The following is a 21,504-nucleotide window of genomic DNA, read 5'->3' as shown; positions in this document are numbered from 1 at the left end:
TGTTCAACAATTATTATAATTGGCTTTTTAGTTTTAGAACATAGTCAGCAACTAACCAACGTTCGTGAGTACTTAATTGATTTGCATGAGAACCCATTGCATTTAATCCGTAAGTCTCAACATGAAAAATACTTCCTTCAGTGATTTCTCTATCTTTATAGCTAGGAACTCCAAGGAATTTTTCTCTTTCTACCAATTTACCTTTTCCATTTCCAGTTGCACCATGACAACTCATACAATAGATTTCAAAAAGTTCTTTTCCTTTTTCTGATTTTCTATCTAAAGAATCTAAAGGTGATTTTAAATTAGCTTTAGCCAATTCATAACCTGCTGTAGAATTCTCATATTCATAAGGCTCAAAACCTCTATTTATAGTTCCGTTTACTGGAAGTTGAGCTTCCTTTCCTCCTTTAAAAATGCTAGCTTCTGCATATGGTTCATACGCTAAAGACTCATACATATTAGGGAAGTACTGATAGTTTGGTGCCGAAATATTGTGGCAAGATGAAACTAAAATAGTTATACCAACTAAAAGTGTTATTTTATATATACCTTTCATAGCTACAATTAATTCTTTTCTATTACTTTAACTTCTACAGCTCCCGTGTTTTGGAAAAAAGAAACTAATTCTTCTTCGTTATTGTTAACAGCAACTTCCATTAAGAAATGGTCATCTGTTGTTCTAACATCCGGGTTTTCTGCTTCTTTAAATGGCCATAATCTACTTCTCATATAAAAAGTAATTACCATTAAGTGAGCTGCGAAAAACACAGTCATTTCAAACATAATTGGCACGAATGCTGGCATGTTTTGAATGAAACTGAAACTTGGTTTTCCACCAATATCTTGAGGCCAATCATGAATCATAATATAACTCATCATCGTAGTCGCTACAGTTATACCAACACATCCGTATAAGAAAGAACATATTGCTAATCTTGTTGGCGCTAAGCCCATTGCTTTATCCAATCCGTGTACCGGAAATGGAGTAAATACCTCTTCAATATGATGATGTGCAGCTCTAGTTTTCTTTACAGCATCCATCAAAATATCATCGTCATTATAAATGGCGTATATTACTTTATTACTCATGATGTGAATCTTTATTTGCTCTTTCTCTTATGTAATTATCTCCTGTTCCTTTCAAAATAGTTTTCACCTCTGCCTGAGCAATAACTGGGAATGTTCTAGAGTAAAGTAAAAACAATACGAAGAAGAATCCAATTGTTCCGATGAAAATTCCAATATCAACAAATGTCGGTGAAAACATTGTCCAAGAAGATGGAAGATAATCTCTATGTAAAGAAGTAACAATAATTACGAATCTTTCAAACCACATTCCGATGTTTACAACAATCGAAATTATAAATGAGAACATGATACTTGTTCTTAGTTTTTTGAACCACATGAATTGTGGAGAAAAAACGTTACATGTCATCATTGACCAATATGCCCACCAGTAAGGTCCAGTAGCTCTATTTAAGAATGCATATTGCTCGTATTCTACTCCTGAATACCAAGCTACAAATAACTCAGTAATATAAGCAACCCCTACGATAGAACCCGTAATCATGATTACGATATTCATTAATTCGATATGTTGGACTGTAATATAAGCTTCAAGGTTAGAAACTTTTCTCATAATGATCAACAAGGTGTTTACCATTGCAAATCCTGAGAAAACCGCTCCTGCAACGAAGTAAGGAGGGAAAATTGTAGTATGCCATCCTGGAATTACAGATGTAGCAAAGTCCATAGATACAATTGTGTGTACAGAAAGTACAAGTGGAGTAGCTAAACCTGCAAGTACTAAAGATACTTCTTCAAAACGTTGCCAGTCTTTTGCTCTACCGCTCCATCCAAAACTCAAGATAGAATAAACTCTTTTATTAAAAGGTGTTACTGCTCTATCACGTAGCATAGCAAAATCAGGTAATAAACCAGTCCACCAGAAAACTAATGATACTGAAAGATACGTAGAGATTGCAAAAACGTCCCAAAGTAATGGTGAGTTAAAGTTTACCCATAATGAACCAAATTGGTTTGGTATAGGTAATACCCAGTATGCTAACCATGGACGTCCCATGTGAATAATTGGAAATAAACCTGCTTGTACAACAGAGAAAATTGTCATTGCTTCAGCTGAACGGTTAATCGCCATTCTCCATCGTTGACGGAAAAGTAATAATACTGCTGAAATCAAAGTTCCGGCGTGACCAATACCTACCCACCAAACAAAGTTTGTGATATCCCAAGCCCAACCAACTGTTTTATTTAATCCCCATGTTCCGATACCTGTAGATACGGTGTAAATTATACAGCCTAATCCCCAAAGGAAAGCTGTTAATGCGATTGTAAATACAATCCACCAATGTTTATTTGCTTTACCTTCAACAGGTGCAGCTACATCTACAGTTACATCGTGATAAGATTTATCACCTATAACTAAAGGTTTTCTAATGGGTGCTTCGTAGTGAGACGACATAATCCTTTATATTGTTTCTTAATTAATAATTTTTTGTACTAAGTATTTCTAACTTTAACGTGATAAATCACATTAGGTTTTGTTCCAACATGCTCCAATAAATGATACATTCTATCATCAGCGGCTAATTTAGTCACTTGGCTATCTTTATCATTTACATCTCCAAATATCATCGCTCCAGAAGAACAAGCATTAGAACAAGCTGTTTGGAATTCTCCATCAACTACTGATCTACCTTCATTCTTAGCTTTTAATATTGTAGCTTGTGTCATTTGAATACACATAGAACATTTCTCCATAACTCCACGAGAACGAACGTTTACGTCTGGGTTTAATACCATACGACCTAAATCATCATTCATGTGATAATCAAATTCACTGTTTTTGTTGTACAAGAACCAGTTAAAACGACGTACTTTATACGGACAGTTATTAGCACAGTAACGAGTACCAACACATCTGTTATAAGCCATTTGGTTTTGTCCTTGACGACCATGTGAAGTTGCCGCAACTGGACAAACAGTTTCACAAGGCGCATGATTACAATGCTGACACATTACCGGTTGGAAAGAAACTTGTGGATTATCTCCAGCTTTTTCCATTTCGTTAAATGTAGACAATGAACTTGACAATCCCGCGATATTTTCTTTTCTTTCGTTATCTCCAGCAAAAGTACTTTCAGAAGAATAGTATCTATCGATACGCAACCAGTGCATATCACGACTTCTTCTTACCTCTGATTTACCTACTACTGGTACATTGTTTTCAGCGTGACAAGCTATAACACAAGCCCCACATCCTGTACAAGCATTTAAATCTATAGAAAGGTTAAAGTGATGTCCTGTAGAACGATCAAATGAATCCCATAAATCTACAGATGTAGCTGCTACTTCATTATGATCTAAAGATACTTTTGGTTGTTCGTTCCAAAATTCAGCATCTTTAGTATTGAATATTTCAAGAGAGGTTTCTTTAATAATATCTCCTCTTCCCATTAATGTTTTTTGACCTTGTACACAAGCAAACTCATGTTCTCCACTAGCTTTTGCAAGCTTCACAGATTGAATGTCATTAAAACCTTTATATAAAGAGTAAGCATTTAAACCTACAATCATTTCTTCTTTTAGAGCAGCTTTACGTCCGTAACCTAAAGCCAATCCGATAGTACCTACCGCTTGTCCTGGTTGAACAATTACTGGTACATTTTCAAGTTTAACTCCATCAGCTGTTGTGATAGTAGCATAACTTCCGTTTAAACCACCATTAGCAACAATTTCATTAGTTATATCTAATTTCTTAGCATCCGCATTAGAAACTGTTACATAATTATCCCAAGAAACTCTTGTGATTGGATCTGGAAACTCTTGCAACCAAGGATTGTTTGCTTGTTGTCCATCTCCCATTCCCGTTTTAGTATACAATACTAATTCGAAATCACCTAAAGCTTTTGATTGTGATACTGCATTTGCAGCCGCACTATAATCAACAGAACCTGCAGAAAGTGCCGTAGAACTTCCAACAAAGATACCATCATGTAATACTTTATTCCAGCTAGAACCTGCAATTATTCCAGAAGCGTTTGCTTTGATATAATCATAAAAAGTTCCAGAAGCTCCTGTTAGAGATAATAAAACATCTTGAAATTGTTTTGTATCAAATATAGGACGAATAGTCGGTTGAGTAAGACCATAAGTTCCTTTTGTGATAGATACATCATTCCAAGCTTCTAAGTAATGAGGAACTGGAGCAGCAATTGTAGAAAGTAAAGCAGTCTCATCTTCTTTTAAAGAAAAAGCAACTGATGTTTTAACTTTTTTCAATCCTGTAGCGAAAGATTCGCTATCTGCTAATGTATAAATTGGATTAACACCACTCATAAGTAAAGTATGAACGCTTCCAGCTTTCATATCATTAATTAATTGAGCAACTTTTGCGTCAGATCCTTTTCTTATTTGTCTTGTTTCAGAAGTAGTAAAAGCTTCACTTGCCAACACTTGGTTGATAGCCAAAACTAATAACTGAGCATTTTTATCTTGAATACCTGATACTAATACTCCTTTTGAACCAGCTGCTTTTAATTGTTGAGCTGCTTTTGTAACTTCAGCTTTAAACTGGCTGTCTAAATTAACAGCAACAGAAGAACCTGTTACAATATTATATATAAGTACTAATGCTTGTTTTTGATTTGCAGTTGACATAGGCAAACGCTTATCAGCAGCAGCACCAGACAAAGTCATGTTTGCTTCTAATTGGAAGTGACGAGACATTTTCCCATTTCTAGGAATACGACCTTGTGCATAAGCAGAGTCATACCCTCCTCCTTGCCAATCACCCAAAAAGTCAGCTCCTACCGAAACGATAAGTGATGCTTTTGAGAAATCGTAATTAACTAAAGCTCTTTCACCATAAACCGTTTCAAATGCATCTAGAGCAGATGATGACGATACTGCATCATAAACAACATGTTTTGCATTAGGGTTTTTAGCTATAAACTCAGCTATTAATTTTTCAGTCGATGGACTTGCCAAAGTATTTGTTAATAATACAATTTGCCCACCTTTAGCATTTGCCTCAGCAATACTAGATTTAATTTTTAAATCAACAGCAGACCAAGTTGCATTTTTTCCTTCCAACTTAGGTTCTTTCAAACGCATACTATCGTATAACGATAATATAGACGCATGAATTCTAGCATTGGCTGAAAATTTCGCTCCTGAAATTGTGTTATTGTCAATTTTAATAGGACGCCCTTCACGTGTTTTTACTAAAAGATTAGCAAAATCGAAACCATCAAAAACAGTAGTCGCATAATAATCTGCTACTCCAGGTATGATTTGTTCTGGTTGTAGTACATAAGGTATCGATTTGTGAACAGGGCCTTCGCAAGCTGCAAGTGTAACTGCCGCAGTACTAAACCCAACGTACTTTAAAAAGTCACGACGTGATGTTGAAGATGAAGCCAAAGCTCCAGCATTTCCTAAAAATTCATCAGTAGGAATTTCTTCAACAAATTCGTTATTTCTAAGCGCCTCAACAATAGAACTATTTTCGTCTAGCTCTTCAACACTTTTCCAGTATTTTTTGTTTGATGACATTGTATATAAATATTAAAATCTTAATAATTTGATTAATAGTGGCATTTACCACACTCTAAACCTCCCATTTGCGCTGCAGTCAATTTCTCTACACCGTATTTCTTAGAAAGCTCTTCATGTATTTTAGTATAATACTCATTCCCTTCCATCTTAACATCAGTTTTTCTATGGCAATCAATACACCATCCCATTGTTAATTTAGAATATTGTTTCATGATTTCATACTCTTGTACTGGACCGTGACAAGTTTGACATTCGATACCAGCAACAGTAACGTGTTGTGAGTGATTAAAATACACAAAATCAGGTAAATTATGAATACGAACCCATTTTACTGGTTGCGTTTTCCCTGTATATGTTTGAGTTGTTTTATCCCAACCAACAGCATTGTATAATTTTTGTATTTGTTCGTCGTAGAACGCTTTGCTGTACTCAGGAGTAGCAGTTGATTCAGCAACTTCAGAAATGTTTTTATGACAGTTCATACAAACATTCAAAGATGGAATACCAGCAGTTTTACTTACACGTGAAGCAGAGTGGCAATATTTACAATTGATCTCGTTATCACCTGCGTGAATTTTATGAGAATAATGTATTGGCTGAATTGGCTCATAATTCTGATCTACACCTACTTGCATTAAGTAACCGTATACAAAATAACCACTTGCCAATAGCAAGAATATAGAAGCAACTAAAACCAAAAATTGATTTCTAGCAAATGCTTTCCATAAAGAAACTCTAGGTTCCTTTGGAGCAACATCGATTCCGTTTGCTTTCGCAACCTTTCTCAATACGTTGTTCACTAAGTAAAGCATTACTACTAACATACCCATTACTAGAGCAAGAGCTCCTAGGATAACATTATTAGAAATAGCCCCACTTTCTCCTCCAGTTCCTGGTACGGCTGTAGTAGCAGTAGCAGCTGGAGCTTCAGCCTTAGGCTCAGAAGTATATGCGATAATATTATCTATATCTCCTGTAGATAATTGAGGAAACGAAGTCATTACTGACTTGTTGTTTTCTTCAAAAAGTTTAACAGCTAGAGGATCGCCTGCCTTGATCATTTCAGAGCTATTATGAATCCACTTGTAAAGCCAAGCTTTATCATGTCTTTCCGACACCCCTCTCAAAGCGGGACCTGTCGATTTAGCATCTAGTTTATGACATGCAGCACAATTTGCATTAAAAAGTTCTTTACCCTTTACCGGATCACCTCCCTGAGTTGCTACTGGAGCAGCTTCAGGCGCTGCTGGAGCAGCAGCATCTTGTGCAAATGAAGTTAGCGAGAAAATTAACGTTAGCCCTAAGCTTAAAAATAATTTCCTTGAGATCGAATTATGGTTACCCACCTTTTCCATATTGTATAATGATTATCTACTAAAATTTGGTACGGTTTTTTCTGTATATAAATTACACAAAATAGAATACCTTCTTTTAAAACTTGCACAAAAATACAATTTAAGAACTATTCTCAAAACCTTAAAACAGCCTTAAATACCAATTTATATCAATTCTAAATAATTTTTCTAATATCCATTTATATATTAAATACTATTTTTGCATAAAAACCATCACATTATGAGAATTTTAACTCCTAGAAAAAAAGCACTTTACACATTATTACTACTGATTTCAGCCTATAACATTAATGCGCAAGATCAAAACATTACACTAAATCAAGACCCAAAATTCGAACAATTACTGAACGAAAAACGAAAAATTAACGCGTCAATTAGCGTTAACGACAGCTATAAAATCCAGATTTTTAGTGGTAAGAGTGACGAAGCAAAAAAAACCTTGAGCGACTTTAAACAAGAGTTCAAAAACATAGATGGAACCATTATTTTCAATACACCAAATTACAAAGTTCTAGTTGGTAATTTTAAAAGCAAAATTGAAGCTGAAAGAAACTTAATTGAGATCAAAAGAAGATACAAAAACGTATTTCTCATCAAACCAAGCAAATAAAAAGTAGCTATTAAAAAAAGCACCTCGTTATAAACAAAAAAGCCATTCAATTTGAATGGCTTTTTTGTTTTCAACAAATCTCTAAAACATCATAAGCTTGAAGCTTAATTCAAAAATTAAAATCAAAAACCGACATGTTACAAGAGCATCATTCCAACACTAAAACAAATAAAAGAAACATTAAATTACATTCCTAACTCTAAAATCAAGCAGATAAATCAATCCAATTGGACCGCTTTTTACAAATCTCAAAGAACAGACTATTAATTCATCACCAATAAGAAAACGATTAATCAAAACAACAATCAAATTTCATATTTATTAGCTCTCCCAAGAGCAACTTATTCCTTCACAAAATGACTTCTATTTTATTTCATTTATTTAAATACAACAAATAATTAACAACAATATCGTGCTTGATTATCTTCTATAAAGCGATTACAACAATTGATTTTAACATCGAAACAGTACATTACTCATCCAAAATCTGGAGCAAAACATTGTTTCAGCAATAATAAATTCAAAAAAACATGAACAATCCTCATTCTCACATACTCATAATTACTCTCTCAAAGAACACACTCAAAGAACACACTCAAAAAGATACCGATAAACTTAAACAGACAAAATACAAACCCTTTTTCATCTCTAATCCTACATAAAAACACAACTCCAAAAGAAATTGAAGCAGCGTATTTACTTTAAAAACTGAAGCAGTAAATAAAAAAACACAATACTCTACCAAGAACATATTATTAAACTCCATATCCAATATCATCTCTTAATTGATCCTTTTAATTCTTAGAAATCTAACCAAAAACCAAACTATGACTCCACGAACTTATGACAAATAATCATTTCAATTTTAAACAACATCACATTGGCAACACAATTTGATTTAAAAAAATCAACCTTTTAGCAATACATCCCTATTTTAAATATGCCAACAACGGCAAACATTATCAAAACTAGACTTAAACTCAAAACCACCCCTACCCTACAAATTGAGATTTTAACCCCTTATTCAAGTCAAATACAAGCTCAATCCTATATTATCACGGCTAGCTTAGTAAATCAAACAAACAAGCCAAACCCGCTCTTAAAACACAAATCCGAGAAACAACATTAAAAGTCACCTACAAAACAAACTTCCAATCATTAATCAATAACATAATTGTCCATCATACAAAAAACACTAACCTTCATTCACAATATCTCTACTCATAAACTAAAACAAAAACCATCACTAATTATTTTCTCTTCGTTCAAAAAAAGAACTTTCAGTATTAAGCAAAAAAAATCCCGACAAGTCGGGATTTTTTAATTTGAAATCTATAAAATCTTATTTCAATTTCTTTTTGATTGCTACTTCGTGGTAAGCTTCTATTACATCACGCTCTTCGATATCATTAAAGTTTTTAATTTGAATACCACAATCGTATCCTTTACTAACTTCTTTAACATCATCTTTGAAACGTTTTAATGCTAACAATTCTCCAGTAAATACAACAACACCATCTCTGATAACTCTAATTTTAGAGTTTCTTGCTATTTTACCATCCATTACCATACATCCTGCAATAGATCCAACTTTAGAAATTTTGAATATCTCTCTAATTTCTGCAGTACCAAGAACTTCTTCTTTCATCTCTGGAGCTAACATTCCTTCCATTGCATCTTTCAAGTCATCGATAGCAGCATAGATAATAGAGTAGTAACGGATATCAATTTCTTCTTTATCTGCTAATTGTCTTGCATTACCTGCTGGACGAACATTAAATCCGATAATAATCGCATCTGATGCAGAAGCCAACATAACGTCAGTTTCAGTAATCGCTCCAACTCCTTTATGGATAATATTAATTTGAATTTCTTCAGTAGACAATTTAGAGAACGAATCTGACAATGCTTCTACAGAACCATCAACATCTCCTTTAAGGATTACGTTCAATTCTTTAAATTGACCAAGAGCAATACGACGTCCGATTTCATCTAACGTAATATGTCTTTGAGTACGTACAGATTGTTCACGCATTAATTGAGAACGTTTTGAAGCAATTTGTTTCGCTTCTTTTTCATCTGCAAATACATTAAACTTATCACCAGCAGTTGCTGCACCATCTAAACCTAAAACTGATACTGGAGTTGATGGACCCGCTTCTAAAACTGTATGCCCTCTTTCATCATGCATGGCTTTAATTTTACCATGATGCTTTCCAGCCAACATATAATCTCCAATTTTAAGTGTTCCGTGTTGAACCAAGATAGTAGAAACATATCCTTTTCCTTTATCTAAGAAAGCTTCAACAACAGTTCCTTGTGCTGGTTTATTTGGGTTCGATTTTAAATCTAAAATCTCTGCCTCTAATAATACTTTTTCTAATAATTCTTTAACACCTAATCCAGTTTTTGCAGAAATATCATGTGATTGGATTTTTCCTCCCCAATCCTCAACAAGTAAATTCATACTTGCTAATTTTTCTTTTATTTTCTCTGGATTAGCATTTGGCTTATCAACTTTATTGATAGCAAATATAATTGGCACTCCAGCTGCTTGCGCATGGCTAATTGCCTCTTTTGTTTGTGGCATGATATCATCATCAGCCGCAATTACAATAATAGCAACATCCGTAACTTGAGCTCCACGTGCACGCATCGCAGTAAACGCTTCGTGACCTGGTGTATCTAAAAATGCAATTTTTTGACCATTATCCAATGTTACTCCGTATGCTCCAATATGCTGTGTAATACCTCCAGACTCACCAGCGATAACATTTTCTTTACGGATATAATCCAGTAAAGATGTTTTACCGTGATCGACGTGACCCATTACAGTTACAATTGGCGCTCTAACTACTAAGTCTTCTTCTCTATCTTCAACTACCTCGATAGCTTCTTCGATATCTACAGTAATAAACTCAACTTCGTAACCAAACTCATCAGCTACAATAGTTAATGTTTCTGCATCAAGACGCTGATTCATGGTAACCATGATTCCAAGTGACATACAAGTACCAATAACTTTGGTAATTGGCACATCCATCATGATAGCAATTTCACCTACAGTAACAAATTCAGTAACCTTAATAGTTTTACTTCCTTCATCTAAAGCTCTTTGCTCATCATCAGATTTCTGACGGTGCGTATCTCTTTTATCTCTACGATATTTAGCAGCTTTTGATTTACCACCTTTACCTTGAAGTTTTTCAAGTGTCTCTCTAATTTGGTTTTTTACTTCCTCTTCAGTAGGCTCAACCTTAGCTACAATTGCAGGGCGGTTTCCTTTTACAAAACCTGGTCTTGAACTTCTGTTAGCATTAAATCCTCCTCCAGCTCCTCCTGTATTAGGAGTAATTTTGTTAGGATTTGGTGTTCCCGGAGGCGTTGCCGGTCTAGGTGCACCTGGTTTAGGAACAATTCTTTTACGCTTATTTTTATTAGCGTTATTCGCTGCTCCTGGAGCTCCTGGTTTATTAGGAGTTATCTTTGGATCTTCTTTCTTCTTTTTAGGTTTATTAAATTGAGATAAATCAATTGTTTGACCTGTAAGAGTAGTTCCAGATAATTTTTGATATTGTGTTGTTATAGATTCTTCAACTGGAGGTGTTACCACAGCAGGTTCTGTTTTTGCAACTGGTGCTTTTTCTACAGGAACCACTACTTCTGGCTTAACTTCCTTTTTCTCTACAACAGGTTTTTCTTCTTTTTTCTCAGTAACAGCAACTGGTGGTTGTACAGGTTGAACTACCTCTTTTTCAACAGGTTTTTCTTCCTTTACAACTTCCTTAGGTGTTTCAACTTTTTCTGGTTCTGCCGCTACTGAAGGAGTGTTTGGAATAATTGCAGGTTTTTTTGGATTTAGATTAATTTTACCAACTTGAACAGGAGCAGTTACAACAGCTCTCGCTTTTATAACCTCTTGTTGTTTTTGGCGCTCTTCGTCTTGTTTGCGTTTGTCTTCAATTTCTTTTTCGCGCTCTACACGCAATGCTTCTTTCTCTTTTCTCTTTTCCTCACCAACTTCTTTAGAAGCCTCCTTATTTCCCTTATCGCCCGCAAATTGGCTTTGTAGGATATTAAATTCCTGATTAGAAATTTTTGCGTTTGGATTTGCATCAATAGCAATTCCCTTATCTTTTAGATAATCCACAGCTCTTTCTAATGAAATATTTAATTCCCTTAAAACCTTGTTTATTCTTATTACTCTCTCTTCAGACATAAAACCTTTTTATTATTACCTATTCGTTGTGTTGTGAGAAAGATAGATTAACTATCAAACTCTTCTTTTAGTATACGCATTACATCTAGAATTGTTTCCTCCTCTAAGTCTGTTCTTCTTACTAAATCTTCTACTTCTTGTTTTAAAATACTCTTTGCAGTATCCAATCCTATTTTAGCAAACTCTTCGATAACCCATCCTTCGATTTCATCAGAGAACTCTGTTAATTCGACATCATCGTCTTCACCGCTTGCTACATCTCCTTCTCTAATAACATCAAGCTCATAGCCTGTTAATTGGCCTGCTAGTTTAATGTTATGACCACCTCTACCGATAGCTTTAGAAACTTCCTCTAATTTCAAGAAAACTTCGGCTCTTTTAGTTTCTTCATTAATCTTAATTGAAGATACTTTTGCAGGACTTAAAGCCCTTGTAATATATAGCTGAATGTTACTAGTATAATTAATAACATCAATATTTTCATTTCCTAACTCACGTACAATTCCGTGAATACGAGAACCTTTCATACCAACACAAGCTCCAACTGGATCAATTCTATCATCATAAGAATCAACCGCTACTTTTGCTTTTTCTCCTGGTATTCTAACTACATTTTTAACTGTAATCAATCCGTCGAATACTTCTGGAATTTCTTGTTCAAATAATTTTTCTAAAAACTTCTCTGAAGTTCTAGACATAATAATTTGTGGTTTATTTCCTTTTAATTCAACACTTTCAATAATTCCACGAACGTTATCTCCTTTACGGAAAAAGTCAGATGGGATTTGTTTTTCTTTTGGCAATACAATTTCATTCCCTTCATCATCCACCAAAATTACAACTCTTGGGCGAACATGGTGCACTTCGGCAGTATAAATATCACCAATAATATCTTTAAATTGCTTATAAAGATTTGTATTGTCGTGTTCATGTATTTTAGAAATCAAATTTTGGCGTAAAGCTAAAATAGCTCTTCTACCTAAATCAATCAATTTTACTTCTTCAGAAACTTCTTCTCCAATCTCAAAATCCGCTTCAATTCTTCTTGCTTCTGTCAAAGTAATCTCCTCATTTTCAAAATCAAGATCTTCGTCAGCAACGATTACTCTCCTTCTCCAAATTTCCATATCTCCCTTATCAGGATTTATGATAATATCGAAGTTATCATCTGAACCGTATTTTTTCTTCAATGCATTTCTGAATACATCTTCTAAGATTGCCATAAGCGTTACACGATCAATAAGTTTATCATCTTTAAACTCTGAGAATGAATCGATTAATGCTAAATTTTCCATGCGAATTCTTTAATTAAAATGTTACTGTAACAATTGCCTCTTTAATTTCTGTATAAGGTATTTGTTGCTCTTTTTGAACTGTTTCTTTTCCTTTTCCTATTTTCTTAGGTTCCCTTGCTTCCCAAGACAAAATTATGAAATCTTCATTAGCATCTACCAACTCAGCCTCAATTTTTTCACCATTAGTATTAACTATCAATGTTCTACCAATGTTTTTCTTGTACTGTCTAACCAATTTTAGAGGAGAACCAACTCCTACCGAAGCAACTTCCAAAGAAAAATCTTGTTCTTCTCTGTCCAAATTATTCTCGATAGCGCGACTAACATCAATACAATCTTGCAAGAGCACACCATTATCTCCATCCAAAGATACAATTATCTTGAAAGCATCGGTAATGGTCAGGTCGATTAAAAAAATTGATGGTTTTTCTAAGAGACCCTCAGCTATTAATACGTTTACTTTTTCTTTAAATGTCATACTTTTATAAAAAGAGGGGACATTTAGTCCCCTCATTATTTAGATTTTAATAAATAACGGTGCAAATATAGTGTTTTTTTATAAATCAAAATAAATTGATTGCTCTAAAAATATTTCTTATCTTTATATAAGCACCAAATTAAACAATTTTTCATATAATTTAACATCAAAAAGTTATGAAACGCATATTAGTTCCTACCGATTTTTCTGAACATGCTGAAGACGCTTTAAAAGTCGCAGCACAAATCGCAAAAAAAAATAATTCTGAGATTATCATACTTCATACGCTAGAATTACCTAGTCAAATGAGCGATGCAATTACGGGCGGAATTAGCATCCCTGAGACTATGCTTTTCATGAAAAAGGCTAATGAAATGCTTTCAAAAATCGCCGAGAGAGCCTACCTAGATGGACTTACAATAATTGAGATGGTAAAACTCGACAGACCAGCTGAAGGAATTGCAAAAGTAAGTAATGAACACGAAATTGACCTAATCGTCATGGGCTCACATGGGTCTTCTGGCTTTGAAGAATTACTCATCGGATCCAACACAGAAAAAGTAGTTCGCCATTCTGAAATCCCAGTTTTAGTAATCAAAAAACACATGGATGCATTCAAAACTACAAATTTTGTTTTTGCTTCAGATTTTTCAAAAGAAACTGAAAAACCTTTTAAAAAATTGATAGAGTTTACAAAATTCTTTGATTCTAAATTGCATTTGGTAATGATTTGTACTCCAAATACCTTCAAACCGACTCATGTTGCCGAAAAAATAATGACTGATTTTATCGCACCATTTAACCTTGACAACTATTCGACTCATATTTACAACGATACTAACATCGAAAACGGAATTATTAATTTCTCTAATAGTATTGATGCCGATTTAATTGGTATGTGTACTCACGGAAGAACCGGATTCTCCTACTTCTTTAATGGTAGCATTAGCGGAGATTTAGTAAATCATGCTATACGACCAGTAATGACTTTCAAAATTTAAACCAACCCTAATAAAATTATCACAAAAAAACCTCTCAGTCGAGAGGTTTTTTTTATTATCCTAATCAAGAGTAGATTTCTAAAATTTCAAACACCTAATGATTATTGTTTCTCTTTTTAATATTCGCCTTTAATAACAAAAAACGAACCTCGAATGGTTCCAGCCAATTTCGATTTTTGTCTAGCAAATTTAAATTTACTTTCTAATTCTTTCGGAATTTCCATACCTTCAGAAAGCTTGAATCCAACTGCTCGTTGTTTAGCACTATCAATTGTATAAGGAATATTGATTGCAAGACCGCTTTCATAAAAAACGAATACCCACTTTATATTCTCCACTTGCAAACTTGCCGTTTCTAGTGGCTTAGATGCAATTTCAATATCTCTTTCTTTTTTTAAAATTTGACTCACCCAATCAATAACACCCTGACTTTCATTAGCTGACACAACCACAAAATCAAGATTATATTTATTCATAAAATAACGAGCTTCATGTGCCCGTAAACCTGCCAGTGCTTCTGCAACTGGCGACGAACTTAAGCCAGATACAGATACGTCTTTAAAATCTACTTTTGCAGTCATAGTTTCGCTTGTTATTACTTAGTTATTATTTTTCTATCCACCGGTCTAAAATACCAAGACACTACCGTAAGCAATGCAAACACAAAAGGCGCTAAGTAGTTCAATATAGCATCACCACTGGCTACATGAGAAAACACAGCTCCAGACATTGCAAAAAAGAAACCAGCATACGCCCATTCTTTCATTAAAGCAAACTTCGGAATCAACAATACAATCACCCCTAAAACTTTCCATGTACCAATTATACTTGTAAAGTAAATTGGATAACCCAGATGAACAATTCCATCAACTGTCTCTTTTGCTTTTAACAATTGAGCTATTCCTCCTGAAAACATCCCAATTGAAAGCAAAATGGTAGATACCCAATAAATAATAACATTTGTTTTTTTCATTTTAGATTATTTTAAATTAGTTAATAATTCTTGTAGTCTGTTATGAGCCATATTTAAGCCATTGGTAAAAGGTAATTTTAACTGTTCTGCCCTGTGTTGTTCTGATTTATATATTATCTGAATAGTCAATTTACTTCTACTATCGCTAAGTTTTTCAAATTCCAGGAATTCAAGCTGCACATCAATAGGAGCATTTTCTATTTCAAAGGTTCGAATTATTTTTTGATCTGGTACTATCTTATGAATTGTCCCACTTGCTCTAAACACAACATTGCCATTATACGAAGTTTCAAACTGATAACTACCTTGATTTCCATTCTCAAATTTCACAACTTTTGTCCCCATCCATTGTTCTATAAGTTCAGGTTCGCTATATGCCTTAAAGAGTAATTCTACAGGCAAATCAAACTCTCTTCTTATTATTAAATCTTGCTTTCCTTCTAGCGCATCAATATTTGTTTTAGCTTCCATTTTGTTTTATTTTTTTAACTGATGATTTTTCATTAAAGTTTCTAATTTATCAAATCGTTCTTCCCACATATTTCTAAAAGGTTCAATAAAGTCAGCTATTTGCTTCATCCCATCTGGGTTTAAATGATAATATATCTCCCTCCCTTTATGTTCTTGTTTCAAAATATCACATTCAGTAAGTATTTGTATGTGCTTTGAAATAGTTTGCCTTGACGAATCAAAACTCTCAGCTATTGCCGTTGGTGTCATAGATTGAATAGCCAGCAAAGAAATTATCATTCTACGGTTTGGATCAGCTATTGCTTGAAAAACATCTCTTCTTAATTTCATTGTGCAGTTATTTGACTGCTAATATATATGCAATTATTTAACTGCGCAAATATTCTATTAAAATATATTAGTAGCTAAACTGCCTCAAAACATATCAAAACCACAACCACATCCCAATATATCTATCTTCAACATGAATAAGCACATCGAAAAAAAAATTTAAAACTCACTTATACACGTAAGACGATACTTATGATTTTGCAATAAAAAAACATTTCTACCACTATTCCACTAATTAAAAATAGATAAAATTTTACAAATCAACATCTTAGGCTAATTTTTTTATTAGAAAGAACGAGATAACTATCCAGATTTGGATTATAGAAATAAAAACAGAATCAATATCATTATCTATAACAGAGAAAAACCTACCCCTACCCTGCAATGATAAATTTATTCAGGGCCGAGAAAAACACAGGACACATATAACCCCCTAGAAAAAACAAAACAGTTTATGACTATACATTCTGATATCGCAAATCCAGAAAAACAAGCACAATAAACTCACAACACCAAGGGACTAACAAGTCAATTAGTAATGCAATACTAGAAGTAAAAAGTTGAAATAATACTAAAAGAAGAAACCCCGTAAACGTAATGTTTACGGGGTTTTCAAAATTGCCAGTTGGTCTACAAGGACTCGAACCTTGAAAGACTGCACCAAAAACAGTTGTGTTACCATTACACCATAGACCAGCGGTGCTGTTAAGCGAGTGCAAATTTACAGTTTTATTTGATTTACACAAATTTTTTTTCACAAACTTTATTGCATAAAAAAAGCCTCTCGATTGAGAGGCTTTTTATGTTGGTCTACAAGGACTCGAACCTTGAAAGACTGCACCAAAAACAGTTGTGTTACCATTACACCATAGACCAGCAGTGCTGTTAAGCGAGTGCAAATTTAAAGCTTTTTTTAGTTTGTACAAACTTTTGAAGCAAAAAATTTCAAAAAAAATCGTTTTTTCTTCAAACAATCTCAACGGTAGCACGAAACCAATTCATACACAATACATTACTCCAATCAATTACTTTTATAGAAAAATTTGTTAATGCTGGTTTGGTTACACAAAAAAACATTTTCTTTGTAAGATTAAATAAGGACAAATTTTTAACACCTAAATATGGCACAATTCAACTTTAATAAATGGAATACAATTATTGGTTGGTTAACTTTTACAATCGCTTTAATAACTTACACCCTTACTGTCGAACCCACAATGAGTTTTTGGGATTGTGGTGAATACATCGCTACAGCAGCTAAACTTGAAGTAGGACACCCACCCGGAGCTCCTTTATACCAAATGATGGGTGCTTTCTTTGCAATGTTTGCAATGGATGATCAGCATGTAGCCTTAATGGTTAATATGATGTCTGTATTTTCAAGTGCCTTTACAATATTATTTATGTTCTGGTCTTCTTCTATTATTCTTAAAAAAATGATAGCTCGCTTTTCAGAAATCAATAAAAACAATGCTATTGTTATCTTAGGTAGCTCTTTTGTTGGAGCACTTGCCTATACTTTTTCTGACAGTTTCTGGTTTAATGCTGTTGAAGCAGAGGTTTACGCTATGGCATCCTTATTAATAGCTTTACTTTTTTGGTTGGGATTACGTTGGGAACAAGACATGCATACTCCAAGGGGTAATAAATGGTTACTAATTATATCATTAGTAGTAGGTCTTTCATTTGGAGTTCACTTCATGGCATTACTTACAATTCCTGCAATTGGGTTCCTTTATTTCTTTAAGAACTACGAAAAAGTTACAATTAAGAATTTTATTATTGCCAATATTGTAGTAGTAGCTGTCCTACTATTCATCTTTATATTATTACTTCCGTTAACAATGGCTTTCTTTGGTAAAACTGAGATCTTCATGGTTAATGAAATGGGAATGCCTTTTAACTCAGGAACTATTTTTGTTGCTTTAGTATTTATTGCTTTCTTTTATTTCGGATTACGCTACACAAAACAAAAAGGACTTGTTTTTTACAACACAATAATACTTTGTATCTTATTTATCTTAATTGGATTCTCTACTTGGTTAATGTTACCTATCAGAGCCAATGCCAATACTGTAATTAACGAAAACAAGCCTTCGGATGCGACTGAAGTTCTTGCTTATTACAATCGTGAACAATATGGTGTAAACCCATTGTTTTATGGTCCTCAATACACAGAAATGTTTTCTGGACTAGATAAAAACACTCCTTATCTTGACAAAAAACCAAATTACGAAAGAGACTACACAACTGGTAAATATATTATTACCAACAATTATAAAAATGCAGTGCAAAATACTGATGATGCGCAAAAAGCATTTTTACCAAGAATGTGGAGTACTGAACATGCAGAGAACTATGTTAACTTTACCAATCCTCCTGCATTTAAGATAAATCCAAACTATCCTTACGAAGATGATTTGCAAAAATACGGTATCGACCCAAGTCAACTATCTGAAGAGGAATACAATAAAGCAACTGCTCAATTAAGACATGAAGTTGAAAAAACTGTCATGGAATTCAAAAAAGCATATGCTCAGAAACAAATTGACAACGATGGTTACATTAAATTCTTAAAAAGCTATGGTGATTACTTAATCGTTGAGAAACCAACAACTGTAGACAACTTTAGCTTTATGTTCGAATATCAATTCGGATATATGTACTGGAGGTATTTAATGTGGAATTTTGCTGGTCGTCAAAGTGATGTTCAAGGAAAATACGACAACTTAGATGGAAACTGGATTAGCGGAATCAAATTTATGGATTCTATACATTTAGGTTCTCAAGACAACCTACCATCAGATGTATTAAACAATAAAGGAAGAAATGTTTACTTCTTCTTACCGTTCATCCTTGGTTTAATCGGATTAATGTACCATGCAAATAAAGACCTAAAAAGCTTCTATGTCTTACTAGCTCTATTTTTATTTACAGGTTTAGCCTTAAAAATATACCTAAACGAAAGACCTTTTGAACCTCGTGAGAGAGATTACGCTCTAGTAGGATCCTTTTATGTATTTGCAATCTGGATTGGATTTGGTGTATACGCCCTCTACGAAACTTTACAGAAATATTTAGCTCCAAAAATTGCTGGACCAATAATTATTGCTGCTACTTTTCTAGCGGCACCAGTATTAATGGCTTCTCAAAACTGGGATGATCATGACAGATCAAACAAATATACTGCTGTAGCAATGGCTAAAGCGTATTTAAACTCGTGTGATCCAAATGCTATCTTATATACTATTGGTGATAATGATACATTCCCATTGTGGTATGCTCAAGAAATTGAAAACATTAGAACCGATGTGAAAATTGTAAACACAAGTCTATTCATGACTGATTGGTATATTGATCAGATGAAAATGAAAGCTTACGAATCAGATCCGTTACCAATTTCTTTCACACACGATCAGTACGTGGGAGACAAACGAGATTATGTAGCTCACATTCCTAAAATTGACAGCCGATGGGACATTAAAGATTTCATAAGTTTTATAAAAAATCCAAAGTCAACTGTTGAAATGCAAAATGGGCAAACAATACATTTCTACCCAACTAATAAAATCCGTCTTACTATAAATAAAGACAATATTATTAAGAACAAAGTAGTAGCTCCAAAGTATTACGACTCTATAGTTCCTTATATCGACATTGACATTAAAGGAAGTGCTATATACAAAAATCGTTTGATGATGCTTGATATACTAGCAAACAACGACTGGAAAAGACCTATTTATTTTAGTGGTGGTGCTTTTGATGATGAAGATTACCTATGGCTAAAAAGCTACCTTCAACTTGACGGAATGGTATACAAACTTGTACCTATCAAAAACACTCCTTCTAAAGAAGGTGGGCCAATGGATATGGGACAAATTGACTCTGATAAAATGTATGATATCGTAATGAAATGGGATTGGGGTAATAGCGATAGTGACAAAATTTATCATGATCCTGAAACCAGACGTAACAGCATCACATACCGTACTAATCTTTCTAGATTGATGAAACAATTAATCGCTGAAGGCAAAATCGACAAAGCCAAGAACATCATCAATTTAGCAATGACTAAAATGCCATTGGATAAATTTGGCTACTACTCATTAGTAGAACCTTTTGCAAAAGGATACTATGATGTTGGTGAAAAAGCCAAAGCACATGATTTACTAGAAAGACTAATAAACAAATACAAAGAGAACCTTGACTACTACAGTCATTTAACTCCTTCTGATCAATCAAGCTTAGCTATCGATATAATTACCGATATCGAAAGATACAGAAGCCTATTACAAGTAATGAAAGACAGTAAAGACTTACCGTTTTATAACAAACAAAAGACTATCTTTAATACTTATGTGAATGTTTTCGAACGATTTGGTCGTGAAAAGGAATAAATAATATTCAAAATATAATAATTAAAAAATGTAGCGCTATTGAAAAATACCGCTACATTTTTTATTTTTACATAACCTAAAATTTCTGAAAATGAGTTTTTATTGGATTAAGACAAACAAGCTAATCAAATATTTTTTTTCTAACTATTACTGGGACATCCCTAATAAAGAGAATAAAGTTTATTTGACCTTTGACGACGGCCCTACTCCCGAAATTACAGAATGGGTTTTATCTGAACTAAAAAAACGAAATGCCAGAGCCTCATTTTTCTGCATTGGGAATAACATCGAAAAACATCCTGAAATATTCAAAAAAATAATCGATGAGGGACACATTATAGGAAATCACACTTATGATCATTTAAAAGGCTGGAAAACTACCACAGACGCCTATTTAAACAATAGCCTTTTATGCGATAAACAGATTCAAAAATCTTCAACCAAAAACCTTGAACCAAAAATTTTCCGTCCTCCTTATGGGAAAATAACAAAATCACAATCGACTCAATTACGTCAATTGGGGTATAAAATAATAATGTGGGATGTTTTAAGTGCAGATTTTGACCGAAGCATATCTCCTGAAAAATGCTTGCAGAATGTAATCAAAAATGTAAAATCAGGAAGCATAATCGTTTTTCACGATAGCGTAAAAGCATCGCAAAACCTTAAATTTGCATTACCAAAAACATTAGATTATTTAAAGGAAAACAATTTTATATTTGATGTTATTTATTAAGCATAAAACATCCTATAAAGTATAAAACACCACGAGTTTGTGGTAAATAGAAGAAA

Annotated in this window: 16 protein-coding genes and 2 tRNA genes; 4 read left to right on the top strand and 14 right to left on the bottom strand. The window is 33.7% G+C overall.

What is annotated here, in order from left to right; translation table 11 throughout:
* Positions 1-13: 13 nt before the first annotated feature.
* From LNQ49_RS15410 to LNQ49_RS15390, 5 genes are read right to left on the bottom strand one after another with little or no spacing between them, the layout of a single operon-like run.
* Positions 14-559, bottom strand: coding sequence for a c-type cytochrome (locus LNQ49_RS15410; RefSeq protein WP_229989920.1), 546 nt, complete (start codon positions 557-559; stop codon positions 14-16).
* Positions 560-567: 8 nt separating this feature from the next.
* Entirely contained in the window at positions 568-1,092 is a 525-nt protein-coding gene (locus LNQ49_RS15405) for a DUF3341 domain-containing protein (protein ID WP_195737733.1), read from the bottom strand.
* Positions 1,085-2,485: an NrfD/PsrC family molybdoenzyme membrane anchor subunit gene (nrfD, locus tag LNQ49_RS15400; RefSeq protein WP_229989919.1), complete on the bottom strand. Its 1,401-nt coding sequence runs from the start codon at positions 2,483-2,485 to the stop codon at positions 1,085-1,087. Before nrfD ends, LNQ49_RS15405 begins: the two co-directional genes overlap by 8 nt.
* 38 nt (positions 2,486-2,523) lie before the next feature.
* On the bottom strand, positions 2,524-5,580 hold the full coding sequence (locus LNQ49_RS15395; RefSeq protein WP_229989918.1) for a TAT-variant-translocated molybdopterin oxidoreductase: 3,057 nt from the start codon (positions 5,578-5,580) through the stop codon (positions 2,524-2,526).
* A 32-nt stretch (positions 5,581-5,612) separates the two neighbouring features.
* Positions 5,613-6,938: a c-type cytochrome gene (locus LNQ49_RS15390; RefSeq protein ID WP_229989917.1), complete on the bottom strand. Its 1,326-nt coding sequence runs from the start codon at positions 6,936-6,938 to the stop codon at positions 5,613-5,615.
* A 220-nt stretch (positions 6,939-7,158) separates the two neighbouring features.
* Here LNQ49_RS15390 and LNQ49_RS15385 point away from each other — a divergent pair, with 220 nt between their 5' ends.
* The gene (locus tag LNQ49_RS15385; RefSeq protein ID WP_229989916.1) at positions 7,159-7,548 is read left to right on the top strand and encodes an SPOR domain-containing protein; all 390 of its coding nucleotides are present in this window, start codon (positions 7,159-7,161) and stop codon (positions 7,546-7,548) included.
* A 1,342-nt stretch (positions 7,549-8,890) separates the two neighbouring features.
* Here the strand turns inward: LNQ49_RS15385 and infB are convergent.
* The 3 genes from infB to rimP are packed head-to-tail and all read right to left on the bottom strand — an operon-like array spanning position 8,891 to position 13,540.
* Positions 8,891-11,767, bottom strand: coding sequence for a translation initiation factor IF-2 (gene infB / locus LNQ49_RS15380; RefSeq protein WP_229989915.1), 2,877 nt, complete (start codon positions 11,765-11,767; stop codon positions 8,891-8,893).
* A gap of 47 nt (positions 11,768-11,814) precedes the next feature.
* On the bottom strand, positions 11,815-13,062 hold the full coding sequence (nusA, locus tag LNQ49_RS15375) for a transcription termination factor NusA (RefSeq protein ID WP_229989914.1): 1,248 nt from the start codon (positions 13,060-13,062) through the stop codon (positions 11,815-11,817).
* 13 nt (positions 13,063-13,075) lie between these two features.
* The gene (rimP, locus tag LNQ49_RS15370; protein ID WP_129540811.1) at positions 13,076-13,540 is read right to left on the bottom strand and encodes a ribosome assembly cofactor RimP; all 465 of its coding nucleotides are present in this window, start codon (positions 13,538-13,540) and stop codon (positions 13,076-13,078) included.
* A gap of 176 nt (positions 13,541-13,716) precedes the next feature.
* Here rimP and LNQ49_RS15365 point away from each other — a divergent pair, with 176 nt between their 5' ends.
* Positions 13,717-14,541: a universal stress protein gene (locus LNQ49_RS15365; protein ID WP_229989913.1), complete on the top strand. Its 825-nt coding sequence runs from the start codon at positions 13,717-13,719 to the stop codon at positions 14,539-14,541.
* 116 nt (positions 14,542-14,657) lie between these two features.
* Here LNQ49_RS15365 and LNQ49_RS15360 read toward each other — a convergent pair whose 3' ends face one another.
* The 6 genes from LNQ49_RS15360 to LNQ49_RS15335 form a co-directional block, all read right to left on the bottom strand.
* On the bottom strand, positions 14,658-15,122 hold the full coding sequence (locus tag LNQ49_RS15360) for a hypothetical protein (RefSeq protein ID WP_229989912.1): 465 nt from the start codon (positions 15,120-15,122) through the stop codon (positions 14,658-14,660).
* A 14-nt stretch (positions 15,123-15,136) separates the two neighbouring features.
* Positions 15,137-15,514: a DoxX family protein gene (locus tag LNQ49_RS15355; RefSeq protein ID WP_229989911.1), complete on the bottom strand. Its 378-nt coding sequence runs from the start codon at positions 15,512-15,514 to the stop codon at positions 15,137-15,139.
* Between the two features lie 6 nt (positions 15,515-15,520).
* Complete coding sequence (locus LNQ49_RS15350) at positions 15,521-15,985, bottom strand: SRPBCC domain-containing protein (protein WP_229989910.1); 465 nt, start codon at positions 15,983-15,985, stop codon at positions 15,521-15,523.
* 6 nt (positions 15,986-15,991) lie between these two features.
* Positions 15,992-16,315: an ArsR/SmtB family transcription factor gene (locus LNQ49_RS15345; RefSeq protein ID WP_229989909.1), complete on the bottom strand. Its 324-nt coding sequence runs from the start codon at positions 16,313-16,315 to the stop codon at positions 15,992-15,994.
* Positions 16,316-16,940: 625 nt separating this feature from the next.
* Positions 16,941-17,011: transfer RNA gene (locus LNQ49_RS15340), tRNA-Gln, on the bottom strand.
* 109 nt (positions 17,012-17,120) lie between these two features.
* A tRNA-Gln gene (locus tag LNQ49_RS15335) sits at positions 17,121-17,191 on the bottom strand.
* Positions 17,192-17,436: 245 nt separating this feature from the next.
* Here LNQ49_RS15335 and LNQ49_RS15330 point away from each other — a divergent pair.
* Both LNQ49_RS15330 and LNQ49_RS15325 read left to right on the top strand, forming a co-directional pair.
* Positions 17,437-20,712 (top strand): glycosyltransferase family 117 protein, encoded by a 3,276-nt coding sequence (locus LNQ49_RS15330; RefSeq protein ID WP_229989908.1) that lies wholly within the window; start codon positions 17,437-17,439, stop codon positions 20,710-20,712.
* A gap of 91 nt (positions 20,713-20,803) precedes the next feature.
* Positions 20,804-21,448, top strand: coding sequence for a polysaccharide deacetylase family protein (locus LNQ49_RS15325; RefSeq protein ID WP_229989907.1), 645 nt, complete (start codon positions 20,804-20,806; stop codon positions 21,446-21,448).
* Positions 21,449-21,504 lie beyond the last annotated feature (56 nt).

Source organism: Flavobacterium pisciphilum (assembly GCF_020905345.1).
GTDB lineage: Bacteria > Bacteroidota > Bacteroidia > Flavobacteriales > Flavobacteriaceae > Flavobacterium > Flavobacterium pisciphilum.
The sequence above is the reverse complement of the archived record's forward strand: the minus strand, read 5'-3'. Positions and strand labels throughout refer to the sequence as shown.